Origin of the sequence: Buttiauxella sp. A111 (genome assembly GCF_014189855.1) — a bacterium.
GTDB classification, from domain to species: Bacteria; Pseudomonadota; Gammaproteobacteria; order Enterobacterales; family Enterobacteriaceae; genus Buttiauxella; species Buttiauxella selenatireducens.
In genome coordinates, this window is sequence record NZ_BJFN01000005.1 from 68,673 (window position 1) to 81,324 (window position 12,652).

Below are 12,652 nucleotides of genomic sequence, written 5' to 3' on the forward strand. Positions count from 1 at the left end.
TCTGCCAGAATCACTGTTAATAATAATGTTATTCACAGGGAATTCTGCGATGAGTGAAATAGCGTTAACCGTCAGTATGTTGGCACTGGTCGCGGTCGTCGGCTTGTGGATTGGCAACATCAAAATTCGTGGTATCGGGTTTGGGATAGGCGGTGTGCTATTCGGCGGTATTATCGTCGGTCACTTCGTCAATAAAGCCGGAATTAACTTGAATGGCGACATGCTTCATTTCATTCAGGAATTTGGCCTGATCCTGTTCGTTTACACCATTGGTATTCAAGTCGGGCCGGGGTTCTTCTCTTCTTTGCGCGTGTCCGGTTTGCGCCTCAATCTCTTTGCGCTCCTCATCGTGGTGCTCGGTGGGTTGGTCACTGCGCTCATCCATAAAATCTTCGATGTTCCCCTGCCCGTGGTATTAGGTGTTTTCTCGGGTGCTGTGACCAATACGCCAGCATTGGGTGCGGGCCAGCAAATCCTGACAGACCTGGGCAACCCTGCAGAATGGGTTGATAAAATGGGGATGAGCTATGCGATGGCGTATCCGTTCGGTATTTGCGGGATCCTGATAACCATGTGGCTGACGCGCATGGTCTTTCGTATTAACGTCGATCAAGAAGCGGCGCGCTTTGATAGCAGTTCCGGGCAAAGTCATGCTCAACTCCAGACCATGAATATCTGTGTCGCCAACCCCAATCTCAACGGCTTACCCATTCAGGATGTGCCCGTCCTTAACAGCGATACCATTATTTGTTCACGCCTGAAACGCGGAGAATTACTGATGGTCCCCGCGCCGGGTACGGTGATTCAAACTGGGGATTTATTGCACCTGGTGGGGCAAGAAAAAGATCTGCATTCCGCATTATTGGTTATCGGCCAGCAAGTGGATACCTCACTTTCTACACGCGGAACCGACTTGCGTGTGGAGCGTGTGGTGGTGACCAATGAGAAAGTGCTGGGGAAAAAAATCCGCGACCTGCATTTAAAGCAGAAGTACGACGTGGTCATTTCGCGCCTGAATCGTACAGGTATTGAGCTGGTGGCAAGCAGCAATGTCAGCCTGCAATTTGGCGATATCCTCAATTTAGTTGGTCGTCCTGAATCGATAGAAGCCGTGGCGGCAGAGGTGGGTAACGCGCAGCAAAAACTCCAGCAAGTACAAATGTTGCCGGTATTTATCGGCATTGGGCTCGGTGTTTTATTGGGCTCGATACCGCTTTTCATTCCGGGATTCCCTGTCGCACTGCGCCTTGGGCTCGCGGGTGGGCCGCTCATTATGGCGATCATTCTTGGGCGCATAGGCAGTATTGGTACGCTGTACTGGTTTATGCCACCGAGTGCGAACCTCGCATTGCGCGAGCTGGGAATTGTCTTGTTCCTTGCGGTGGTCGGTTTGAAATCGGGTGGGGATTTTGTCAGTACTTTGCTGCATGGCGACGGCGTCAGCTGGATTGGCTACGGCATTCTGATTACCGGCATTCCGCTGCTGGTGACGGCGATCATTGCAAGATTGCTCGCCAAAATGAATTACCTGACGCTCTGCGGCATGCTGGCAGGCTCGATGACCGATCCCCCGGCCCTGGCTTTTGCTAACGGCTTGCATGGCACCAGTGGCGCGGCGGCATTATCTTACGCCACGGTTTACCCGCTGGTCATGTTCCTGCGCATTATTACCCCGCAGCTTTTGGCGGTGTTGTTCTGGGTATAATTTTAACGTATCGCGATGGAAATTTTTCACCTGGCGCAGCCTCTTACACAGGGACAGCGCCAGGCTGCGAATTGGCTGGCAACGGATGATAAGTAGGAATGACATAAATTATTTCTATTACATTGAATAATAAGTATTTTTTTACAATTCCTGTTGTGCAACTCTGCATATAGTTGGACGAAATAGCGTTTGTTTTATAACAGCAGTTTTTGCTATAACCACTCCTCATCATCGTTTTCACTACCGCTTATTTTCGTAAGCGGCTTTTTTGCTGCCCAGGAGTTATCATGTTGACCCCCTTATATATCAAGGAGGCGACTTCTTTCGCCTTCAATAATTCCAGCCTGAAAGATGAAAAAATAATAGCCAATAATTTAATTGGTACCTCTGATATTAATAAGTGTTATTTAAATAACTGTCTGATAGAGGCATGTGGAAAAAACTCAGTAATAAAAATAAGTGATGGGAAAATAGTAAACTCTTTATTGCAAACAGATGGTGAATTTTTACTGGTTGATAATGTTATTGAAAATTCAGAGTTACAAGCTAAAAGTAAGTTGCATATTAAGCATGGGGTGCTGAAGGATTCATTTATAAGGCTATCTTCCGGTGTTTCACTCCTGTTGAATGGTGTTGAGTCACGGTCGGTTGATATTGATTCTATGGGGGAGCATCTATCTGGATTATCTATTAATGGGTTACTTGTAGATTGTGTTTTACGTGGTCTGGTGATTTCCTCTGGTGTCGTTAAAGCGATTATCTACTCATCGGTTTTACGGAGTTGTCTGTTTGAAAATACCCATTTAGAAGATGTAATTATCAATAAGTGCACTTTACAAAAAGTGGTCTTTGTGAATTGTAATTTGAGGCGCGTTACTTTTTCGCATTGCAACATTGTCGATAGCCCATTGGTGTTAGAAAACTGCGATGTAATGGGTGCTCATTTCCTCAATATGTCTAAATCTAATGTTAATTTTATCAATTGCTATGGTGCTGAAAAAGTTTGTTTCAGCCTGTAGCCAGATTCCACCCCGAGCATTAAATGCTAAAGAAATATTAAATAAGGCCGATAAGGAAAAATTACGGTTTAGTTTCTATTGTGTATTGAATTATATTATATGGAGAAAGTGTACTGTGGAAAATAGAAATGCCGACATTGATAGTAAATCTCTTTCTAAGCTTGCAGTAATTGTCGAGACAAATGGTACCAACTTTCACATGGAAGGGAATGAAGGTTATTCCGGCAAGTGGGCTATAGGAGAAGGAAGAGAACCTAAGGTTATTATAATTCGTAAAGAAGACGAAAATAATAAATCTTTATTCGATATTATCGTTGCAGATATCGTGGAGATTCGTGAAGTTGAAAGCGTAAAAAGAAATAAAAAAGTGGTTCATTTTACAAACGCCAGTATACACGGTAAAACGGCCACGAACTGGGAGGAGTTCACAGGTAATCGCTCATATGGTTCAAAAATGAAATACCTCAATATTCCAGCGAATACTCCCACGCAATATTTAGCTACGATCTTAACTTCTGAACGAAATGTGATAAACGGAAGCATTTTTGTCAATGCTATGACGGATTTAATTGCTCCCGAAATAGAAGATGTTGAAGAAATTCTTAATGATATATCCCTGAGCGAAACACAGAAACTGACCTTCGTTGAAGCACGTCGTGGACAGGGGATATTTAGGGCTGAATGTTTAAAAATTTACCCAGCATGTCCTGTGACTGGCATCTCTTTCCTCCCCCTGCTCAAAGCAAGTCATATCAAACCCTGGCGTGCTTGTGAGAGCGGCGCGGAAAGGTTAAATCCTTATAACGGGATTATGCTGGCAGCGCACATAGATGTGCTGTTTGATAACGGTTATTTGTCGTTTACCGATGGTGGTGAAGTTATGTTAAGTCCGTGCCTGGACAATAAAACATGGCAGGATTTAAACATCAAAACCCAACAAGAAAAGGCCTTTCATCCAAAGGCTTGCGCATTTCTGGAATGGCATAGAGAAAATGTTTTCAAGAGATAGCAGCGAGCCTGGAGTGTTCAGCTAAAAAGCTGCCTGTAAAGGCAGCGAGTTTCCCCTACATATAATAAGCGGTTCTTTCTTACACTCCGGCTAACCCGTAAGGAATGCTCCCGCTTTTTTTCTTTGTATTACACATGCACTCGCCGCAGATGGTAATCCACCTGATATTCGCTGGCATTGCGGAACATTACCGAATAATTCACATAGTCGCCGCTGTCGCTGTATGAAAGCGACGTGATGCGCAAAATCGGTGTGAGCTCGTCGATGTTGAGTAACTTTGCCATCTTCCGGTCGGCCAGGACGGGTGTCAGGCTTTCGTAGTTACCGCACACGATAATGTGGCATTCATCCTCGATATAACTGAACTTTGACCCTTCCAGATGTGCGACTGATAGATTATGGAATAATTTCAATGGCATGTAGCTGTCCTCTACCATCAATGGCTTTCCGTCTACCGAACGCACCCGGCGCGAGTAGTAGATCCGTTCATCAATATTAATGCGTAATTGGCTAGCGATGGCAGGCGGTGCGGGCATTACCTGAAACTCCAGCACATTACTGATGACCTCTTTACCCTGGTTGCGCATCACTTCAATGAATCCCGTCAGATTCGTGGTCTCATGATGGACATCTTTTTTAGCCACATAGGTGCCGCTACCGTGGCGGCGTACTACCAGCCCCCAAATCACCAGCAAATCGATAGCTTTACGAATCGTCATGCGTGATACGCCAAACTCACCTGCAAGACGCACTTCAGAAGGCAGTGGGCTGCCAATGTTGTAATCAGCCGAGTTAAGGCGGATTCGTAACCGATCGGCGATAGATTTGTAGATCACCTGTAGACCTCTTAATGGCTGCGCACAGGGTTTAATAAACCCTTGTTCCATTAAATATTCACTTGATTCAATTGAGTTAAATTTCTCATTCACACCGTGAATTGGATAGTGAAAATCAGAGTGTCTATTTATTTATCAAAAAGTAGACAACTTACCCCAAATAAAAACTATGAAAGCGATCACGAATCGGCGCGGCGGGCAAAGATAAGTCACCCACGTCTCCCTACTCTCAGTCTCAGACCAAGGTTAAAAAATAAGGTCACTTACCCTACAAGTTGTTACGTGAGGATTTAAAAATGCTCAGTCAAATACAACGTTTTGGTGGCGCAATGTTTACCCCGGTTTTGCTGTTTCCATTTGCCGGGATTGTCGTAGGCATCGCCATTATGTTGCGCAACCCGATGTTTGTCGGCGAAGCGCTAACCGCTCCCGATAACTTATTTGCGCAAATCGTCCACATTATTGAAGAAGGCGGCTGGACAGTGTTCCGCAATATGCCGCTGATTTTTGCCGTCGGCTTACCTATTGGCCTCGCTAAGCAAGCGCAGGGCCGTGCTTGCTTAGCGGTGCTGGTGAGCTTTATGACCTGGAACTACTTCATCAATGCGATGGGGATGACCTGGGGCCATTACTTCGGTGTTGATTTCAGTGTCGACCCGACAGCGGGTACCGGGCTAACTATGATTGCCGGGATAAAAACGCTCGATACCAGCATCATTGGTGCGATTGTTATCTCCGGATTAGTCACGGCTATTCACAACCGCTATTTCGAAAAACAACTTCCCGTTTTTCTTGGCATCTTCCAGGGCAGTTCATTCGTCGTGATTGTGGCCTTTTTCGTGATGATCCCTTGCGCCTGGCTCACTCTGTTTGGCTGGCCGAAAGTGCAAATGGGTATTGAATCCCTGCAGGATTTCTTACGCAACGCCGGTTCACTTGGCGTATGGGTTTATACCTTCCTTGAACGCATCCTTATCCCAACCGGCCTGCATCACTTCATCTATGGTCCGTTTATCTTTGGCCCTGCGGTGGTAGAAGGCGGTATTCAGGTTTACTGGGCGCAGCATTTGCAGGAGTTCAGTCAAAGCACACTGCCTTTGAAAACGCTGTTCCCTGAAGGGGGATTCGCGCTGCACGGTAACTCGAAAATATTTGGCTGCCTTGGGATTGCACTTGCTTTGTATGCCACCTCTGCACCTGAAAACCGCGTAAAAGTGGCTGGCCTGCTGATCCCTGCAACATTGACCGCGATGCTAGTGGGCATTACCGAACCCCTTGAATTTACCTTCCTGTTTATCTCACCAGTCTTGTTTGCCGTTCATGCCTTCCTCGCCGCATCGATGGCGACCGTGATGTACATGTGTGGCGTGGTGGGCAACATGGGCGGTGGCCTGCTCGACCAATTCTTGCCGCAAAACTGGATACCGATGTTCCACAACCACGCATCGATGATGTTTATCCAGATTGGCATCGGCCTTGCGTTCACCGCCATCTACTTCGTGGTGTTCCGCACCTTAATCCTGCGCTTCAACATGAAAACGCCAGGCCGTGAAGAGAGTGAAATCAAGCTCTACAGCAAGGCGGATTACCAGGCGTCACGCAAGCAAACCACCGCTGCGGCTACCAAAGAAACTAAACAGAGCCAGGCTGCTGGCATCCTCGAAGCTCTGGGGGGGAACGACAACATCCTTAGCGTCAATAACTGTGCAACTCGCTTACGCATCACTCTGGCTGATATGGCGCTGACGCAGAGTGACGAAAATTTCAAAGCGCTGGGCGCCCACGGTGTGGTGCGGCGCGGCAACGGTATTCAGGTGATTGTGGGTCTGCATGTCCCGCAAGTCCGTGACCAGATTGAAACCCTGATGAAAGACACATCATTGACCGAACTTAAATCCATGACGGAGGCAGTATCATGAAAAAATTCTCTGTAGTTGTAGCCGGCGGCGGTAGCACATTTACTCCAGGTATCGTATTGATGTTGCTGGCGAACCAGCATCGTTTCCCGCTGCGTTCTTTAAAGTTCTATGACAACGATGGCGCGCGTCAGGAAACCATCGCTGAGGCCTGCAAAGTCATCCTCAAAGAGCAGGCTCCAGACATTGAGTTCAGCTACACCACCGATCCGCAAGAAGCCTTCACCGATGTGGATTTCGTGATGGCGCACATTCGTGTGGGTAAATACCCGATGCGCGAAAAAGACGAGAAAATCCCATTGCGTCACGGCGTGCTGGGCCAGGAAACCTGTGGGCCGGGCGGGATTGCTTACGGGATGCGCTCCATCGGCGGTGTTCTGGAACTCGTTGACTACATGGAAAAATACTCGCCGAACGCCTGGATGCTCAACTACTCCAACCCGGCGGCGATTGTGGCAGAAGCGACGCGTCGTCTGCGCCCAAATGCAAAAATTCTCAACATCTGCGATATGCCAATCGGCATTGAAAGCCGCATGGCGCAAATTGCTGGTCTGAAAGATCGCAAAGAGATGCGCGTACGCTATTACGGCCTGAATCACTTTGGCTGGTGGACGTCTATTGAAGATAAAAATGGCAACGATTTGATGCCTAAAATCCGTGAACATGTAGCGAAATTTGGTTACGTGCCGCCATCTGATGAACATGGTACAGAAGCCAGCTGGAACGACACTTTCTCGAAAGCAAAAGATGTGTGGGCACTGGATCCAACCACCTTCCCAAATACCTATCTGAAATACTACCTGTTCCCGGATTACGTGGTTGAGCATTCAAACCCTGAGCACACTCGCGCGAATGAGGTGATGGAACACCGTGAAAAACACGTCTTTGGTTCCTGTAATGCCATCATTCAGGCGGGGAAATCGTCTGCCGGAGAGCTGGAAATTGACGAACATGCGTCGTACATCGTCGATCTGGCGGCGGCTATCGCCTTCAACACCCAGGAGCGCATGCTGCTGATTGTGCCAAACAACGGTGCGATTAATAACTTTGACTCGGAAGCGATGGTTGAAATCCCATGCCTGGTAGGCAAAAGCGGCCCTGAGCCGTTGGTCGTCGGTAACATTCCGCAGTTCCAGAAAGGGTTGATGAGCCAGCAGGTGGCGGTTGAAAAACTGGTGGTTGAAGCCTGGGAAGAGGGATCTTATGTGAAGTTATGGCAGGCCATTACGCTCTCTAAAACCGTACCGAGTGCATCGGTTGCCAAAGCGATTCTTGATGATTTGATTGAGGCGAACAAAGATTACTGGCCTGAACTGAAGTAAGTTTTGTAGGGTGTGGGCAGCCCTCACCCTAACCCTCTCCCACAGGGAGAGGGGACTGTTCAGTTTTCTCCCTCTCCTGGGGGAGAGGGCCGGGGTGAGGGCGTGCTTATTAAGCGTGACTACTTCGCTTTCGCCAAATACTGCGCCATCTCTGCTTCCGGCACCATGCCACCGCCAGTCGCCCAGACGATATGCGTGGCGTTTTGCAATTGTTCAGCAGTGAAGTTGTGCATTTGATGATAGGCCGCGTCGGCACTCACATGCAGTGGACCTGGCATACCGGCAAGCGCGGAAGGCTCGAGGCGAATGTTTTCTTCTTCTGCCAACCAACCGAGCAGCGTATACATCGTCTGATCTTCAAGGGTATAAAAACCATCGAGCAGTCTTTGCATGGCACGCCCAACAAACCCGGATGCACGTCCCACGGCCAGGCCATCGGCAGCGGTAATATTATCAATGCCCAAATCTTGCACGGAAATCTCATCGTGCAGGCCGGTGTAAACCCCCAGCAGCATACAAGGTGAGTGAGTCGGCTCAGCAAACAGGCAGTGAACGTGATCGCCGAACGCCATTTTCAGGCCAAATGCGACCCCACCAGGACCACCGCCAACGCCGCACGGCAGGTAAACAAACAGCGGATGCTGTTCATCAACAATGCGCCCCTGCTGCGCGAACTGGTCTTTCAGGCGCTGACCGGCAACCGAATAGCCCAGGAACAAGGTGCGGGAGTTCTCATCGTCGATAAAGAAACAATTAGGGTCGGATTCGGCAGCTTTACGACCTTGCTCAACGGCGACACCGTAATCCTGCTCGTATTCCACAACCGTCACGCCATGGCTACGCAGTTTGGCTTTTTTCCAGGCGCGGGCATCAGCTGACATATGCACGGTGACATTGAATCCAATGCGCGCACTCATAATACCGATAGATAACCCCAGGTTGCCGGTTGAACCTACGGCGATGCTGTACTGGCTAAAGAAGTCTTTAAATTCAGGCGTCAGCAGCTTGCGATAGTCATCTTCGGTCGTCAGGAGGCCCGCTTCAATCGCCAGTTTTTCGGCATGCGTTAGCACTTCATAGATCCCGCCACGCGCTTTGATTGAACCGGAAATGGGCAGATGGCTGTCTTTTTTAAGCAGCAACTGGCCGCCTATTTTTTGCTTAAACTCGGTTTCCAGGCGCTTTTGCATTGCTGGGATCGCGACCAGTTCTGACTCGATAATACCGTTGGTCGCCGCTGTTTCTGGAAACGCCTGCGCCAGATAAGGTGCGAAACGTGTCAGGCGAGCATGGGCATCCTGCACATCTTCGCTGGTCAGGCCTACATAAGGTAAGCCCTCGGCAAATGAAGTCGTTTCCGGGTTAAACCAACAGGTTTCTTTCAGGGCGATTAAATCGCTAACTAGCGGAAATTGTTGAGTTAAAGTATTGATTTCAGCGTTTTTCATAAGACAATCTCTTTGCGCTTAGATGATAAATGAAAGCAGGAACGTCGCGCCCAGTGCCAGTAAAGAGGCGATAAATGTCGCCGTTGTATAGTATTTAAATGTTTCGTTGAGTGTTGCGCCGCAATATTGCTTCACCAGCCAGAACAGTGAATCCGTGACGATGGTGCAGCCAATCGCGCCGGAGCCGATAGCAATCGTAATAATTTCCGGGCTGACGTTGGGATAGAGCGGCAGCATCGGTGCCACAATCGCGGTTGCTCCCATCATTGCGACCGTTGCAGAGCCTACGGCGGCATGCAAAATCAGTGCAACCAGCCATGCCAGCAGAATCGGGTGCATATGCAAATTGGAGAGCAGCACCGCCAAAGAATCCGCAAGACCACTGGTTTTCAGGATGGCGTTAAACGCCCCACCTGCACCGATAATCAACAAAATGTTGGCGATAGATCCAAAGCCATTTTCCGTATGGGTTAACAGCTGGCTCATGCCGATATGCTGACGTAACCCGAGGACGTAATAGGCCACAAACACCGCAATAAACATGGCTGTTATTGGGTTGCCGATAAACTCCAGCACGGTATACAACGTCCCGCCTTTCGCCATATTCAACTCGGCGAGCGTTTTGATCAGCATCAGACCAATCGGCAGCAATATTGTAAACAGTGTCGCGCCTAACGATGGCAGCGTTTCCTCTTTACGGACTTTCAGGTCAGAAAATTCAGCGGGTACTGCTTTAAATGGCAGGCGATTGCCGACAATTTTCAGGAACAGTGGCCCGCCGACTAACGATGCGGTTAAACCTACCAGTAAGCCGTACACAATCACCGTACCAACATCTGCACCCAATTTGTTGGTAACAAACATGGCGGCCGGATGAGGTGGAACCACGCAATGCACTGCCATTAACGCGGTACATAACGGGATAGCCAGTTTCAGCAGGGAGGTGTTGGTCTTTTTCGCGATAGAAAATGCCAGTGGGATCAGAAGAACCACGCCGACTTCAACGAACAGCGTAATACCGCAAATCAACCCCACCAAAACCATGATGACATCAGCAGACAACCAGCGGCAACGCTGCAAAGCCAGGCCAATTCGTTCAGCCCCGCCAGACACTTCCATCATCTTCCCAAGAATCGTACCAAGGCCAATGACCGCTGCAAGAAAGCCCAGTGTGCTGCCGATGCCGCTTTCGATGGAATTCACCATATCCAGCGGGCTCATGCCCATCATTGTGCCGACAAAAAAACTGGCCAACAGCAAGGCAAGGAAAGGGTGAAACTTCAGTTTGACAATGGTAAAGACGATTAAAATTATGCTGCTTAGCAGCGTTCCCACAACCCAAATCTGAGATTCCATACCCACCTCGTTCTGCGATTTATCTCCAGCTATTGGACAAAAATTGCTCCTGGCTGACAAACGATATAAATGGCATTTCACATGAGCCAGATTGAGCCAAAAGAGTGATTCAGGTTGAAAATCGGGGTGTAAATTTGATTTTGGTTCGACTTTTCGCATCTTAAAACGACGTTTTCAGGCACATCTTTTACAATGCCGCCATGATTTATCTCTCTGGAAAGCACAATGGATCCGATTCGCGAAGTCCGAAATCGCTTACTTAATGGTTGGCAGCTATCAAAACTCTACACTTTTGAAGTCGCTGCCCGGCATCAATCCTTCGCATTGGCGGCAGAAGAGCTTTCTCTAAGCTCAAGCGCAGTCAGCCACCGAATTAATCAACTTGAGCAAGAGTTGGGAATTCAGTTGTTTGTGCGCTCGCACCGTAAAGTGGAGTTAACACATGAAGGAAAACGGGTTTTCTGGGCGCTGAAATCGTCTCTGGATACGCTAAATCAGGAGATCCTGGATATCAAAAACCAGGAGCTGTCAGGTCTACTGACCATTTACTCGCGTCCTTCCGTTGCCCAGTGCTGGTTGGTTCCGATTCTTGGGGATTTTACGCGGCGCTATCCGTCTATTTCACTGACCATTCTCACTGGCAATGAGAACGTGAATCTGCAACGCGCAGGCATTGATTTAGCACTCTATTTTGACGATGCGCCTTCATCGCAGCTAACACATCATTTTCTGATGGATGAATCCATCCTGCCGGTGTGCAGTCCTGAATACGCGCAACGATTTGAATTAAAAGATAAACCCGCGCATCTACGCAATTGCACGTTGTTGCATGACAGACAAGCATGGAGCAATGATTCCGGTACGGACGAATGGCACAGCTGGGCTCAGCATTTTTCGGTCCCGTTACCTTCATCTTCAGGCATCGGTTTTGATCGTTCCGATTTAGCGGTGATTGCGGCCGTGAACCAGGTCGGTGTGGCGATGGGACGAAAAAGACTGGTGCAAAAACGCCTGGACCGCGGCGAGTTGGTTGCCCCATTTGGGGAAATGACGCTGAAATGCCATCAGCATTACTACGCTACGACGTTACCTGGACGGCAATGGCCGAAAATTGAAGCGTTTATCCAGTGGCTTCAATCACACGTATGATTTTTAGTTGCCGTTTCTCATGAAATTATGTATTTTTATGCAATTAAAGTGCATAAATAATTTTATTGGGAGCGTCATATGTTCAGGATGTTAGCAAAATCAGTTGTTTTAGCAGGATGCCTTGTTTCTACCGTTCTCACTTCTGCCTGGGCCGCACAGCAGACTTATGTTGTCGGTTCTGGTGGGACTTACCGCCCGTTTGAATTTGAAAACAGCCAAAAGCAGCTTGAAGGTTTCGATATCGACATCATCAAAGCCATCGCTAAAGCCGAAGGTTTTGATATCAAATTGGTTAATACGCCGTGGGAAGGGATTTTTGCCACCCTGAATTCTGGCGATCGCGACATTATTATTTCAGGCATCACCATCACTGATAAACGTAAAGCGATGGTCGATTTCTCGGCTCCTTACTTCCCGGCGGAGCAATCCATCGTCGTACCGAATGATTCCAGTGTCGATTCAGTTAACGCGTTGAAAGGCAAGAAAGTCGGCGTGGTGAACTCAAGCGCAGGCGATACCGTGGTATCCGAAACACTGGGTAAAAACAGCACCGACATCAAACGTTTTGATAATACGCCGCTGATGCTTCAGGAGCTGGCTGAAAATGGCATTGATGCTGCTGTTGGTGACGTTGGCGTGGTGAAGTACTACATCAAATCCCACCCGGATAAAGCGCTGAAAGCGGTCAAAGACGACAAGTTTGAACGCCAGTATTTCGGTATTGCCGTCGCGAAAGATAACCAGGAGTTACTGGGTAAAATCAACTCCGGCTTGAAGAAAATCGTGGCTGACGGGACTTACGCAAAAATCTACTCCACCTGGTTTGATAGCAACGTTCCTACTCTCCCCGCTGAATAATTTTGGATGACTCGGGGCCTGTCTGGCCCCAACA

The 12,652-nt window shown here is 48.4% G+C and carries 10 protein-coding genes; 7 read left to right on the forward strand and 3 right to left on the reverse strand.

The features are described from left to right. The first annotated feature begins 49 nt into the window (after positions 1 to 49). The 3 genes from BSPA111_RS15515 (at position 50) to BSPA111_RS15525 (ending at position 3,733) form a co-directional block, all read left to right on the forward strand. Complete coding sequence (locus BSPA111_RS15515; RefSeq protein ID WP_183272061.1) at positions 50 to 1,705, forward strand: putative transporter; 1,656 nt, start codon at positions 50 to 52, stop codon at positions 1,703 to 1,705. A 287-nt stretch (positions 1,706 to 1,992) separates the two neighbouring features. Beyond that, positions 1,993 to 2,724 (forward strand): pentapeptide repeat-containing protein, encoded by a 732-nt coding sequence (locus BSPA111_RS15520; RefSeq protein ID WP_183272062.1) that lies wholly within the window; start codon positions 1,993 to 1,995, stop codon positions 2,722 to 2,724. A 115-nt stretch (positions 2,725 to 2,839) separates the two neighbouring features. Further along, positions 2,840 to 3,733 carry an HNH endonuclease gene (locus tag BSPA111_RS15525; protein ID WP_183272063.1) on the forward strand — a complete coding sequence of 298 codons (894 nt, stop codon included), beginning with the start codon at positions 2,840 to 2,842 and terminating at the stop codon, positions 3,731 to 3,733. A gap of 128 nt (positions 3,734 to 3,861) precedes the next feature. Here BSPA111_RS15525 and BSPA111_RS15530 read toward each other — a convergent pair whose 3' ends face one another. Beyond that, positions 3,862 to 4,569 carry a GntR family transcriptional regulator gene (locus BSPA111_RS15530; protein ID WP_183272064.1) on the reverse strand — a complete coding sequence of 236 codons (708 nt, stop codon included), beginning with the start codon at positions 4,567 to 4,569 and terminating at the stop codon, positions 3,862 to 3,864. A 296-nt stretch (positions 4,570 to 4,865) separates the two neighbouring features. On the opposite strand from BSPA111_RS15530, the gene BSPA111_RS15535 reads away from it, so the two are divergent. After that, positions 4,866 to 6,488 carry an alpha-glucoside-specific PTS transporter subunit IIBC gene (locus BSPA111_RS15535; protein WP_183272065.1) on the forward strand — a complete coding sequence of 541 codons (1,623 nt, stop codon included), beginning with the start codon at positions 4,866 to 4,868 and terminating at the stop codon, positions 6,486 to 6,488. After that, positions 6,485 to 7,807 (forward strand): 6-phospho-alpha-glucosidase, encoded by a 1,323-nt coding sequence (locus BSPA111_RS15540; RefSeq protein ID WP_183272066.1) that lies wholly within the window; start codon positions 6,485 to 6,487, stop codon positions 7,805 to 7,807. Before BSPA111_RS15535 ends, BSPA111_RS15540 begins: the two co-directional genes overlap by 4 nt. A 119-nt stretch (positions 7,808 to 7,926) precedes the next feature. Here BSPA111_RS15540 and dsdA read toward each other — a convergent pair whose 3' ends face one another. Together dsdA and dsdX are read right to left on the reverse strand one after the other, a co-directional pair. Continuing rightward, a complete protein-coding gene (gene dsdA / locus BSPA111_RS15545; protein WP_183272067.1) occupies positions 7,927 to 9,255 on the reverse strand; it encodes a D-serine ammonia-lyase in 1,329 nt (442 codons plus the stop codon). A gap of 18 nt (positions 9,256 to 9,273) precedes the next feature. Further along, a complete protein-coding gene (gene dsdX, locus BSPA111_RS15550; protein ID WP_183272068.1) occupies positions 9,274 to 10,611 on the reverse strand; it encodes a D-serine transporter DsdX in 1,338 nt (445 codons plus the stop codon). A gap of 225 nt (positions 10,612 to 10,836) precedes the next feature. On the opposite strand from dsdX, the gene dsdC reads away from it, so the two are divergent. Beyond that, on the forward strand, positions 10,837 to 11,760 hold the full coding sequence (gene dsdC, locus BSPA111_RS15555) for a DNA-binding transcriptional regulator DsdC (protein ID WP_183272069.1): 924 nt from the start codon (positions 10,837 to 10,839) through the stop codon (positions 11,758 to 11,760). 87 nt (positions 11,761 to 11,847) lie between these two features. Next, positions 11,848 to 12,618, forward strand: a complete 771-nt coding sequence (locus BSPA111_RS15560) for a basic amino acid ABC transporter substrate-binding protein (RefSeq protein ID WP_183272353.1) — start codon at positions 11,848 to 11,850, stop codon at positions 12,616 to 12,618. The last annotated feature ends 34 nt before the right edge of the window (positions 12,619 to 12,652 follow it).

Bases quoted from the DNA above. Each gene is read 5' to 3' on its own strand.
- BSPA111_RS15540 (WP_183272066.1), top strand. From the start codon at position 6,485: ATGAAAAAATTCTCTGTAGTTGTAGCCGGCGGCGGTAGCACATTTACT.
- dsdC (WP_183272069.1), top strand. From the start codon at position 10,837: ATGGATCCGATTCGCGAAGTCCGAAATCGCTTACTTAATGGTTGGCAG.
- dsdX (WP_183272068.1), bottom strand. From the start codon at position 10,611: ATGGAATCTCAGATTTGGGTTGTGGGAACGCTGCTAAGCAGCATAATT.
- BSPA111_RS15520 (WP_183272062.1), top strand. From the start codon at position 1,993: ATGTTGACCCCCTTATATATCAAGGAGGCGACTTCTTTCGCCTTCAAT.
- BSPA111_RS15560 (WP_183272353.1), top strand. From the start codon at position 11,848: ATGTTAGCAAAATCAGTTGTTTTAGCAGGATGCCTTGTTTCTACCGTT.
- dsdA (WP_183272067.1), bottom strand. From the start codon at position 9,255: ATGAAAAACGCTGAAATCAATACTTTAACTCAACAATTTCCGCTAGTT.
- BSPA111_RS15515 (WP_183272061.1), top strand. From the start codon at position 50: ATGAGTGAAATAGCGTTAACCGTCAGTATGTTGGCACTGGTCGCGGTC.
- BSPA111_RS15535 (WP_183272065.1), top strand. From the start codon at position 4,866: ATGCTCAGTCAAATACAACGTTTTGGTGGCGCAATGTTTACCCCGGTT.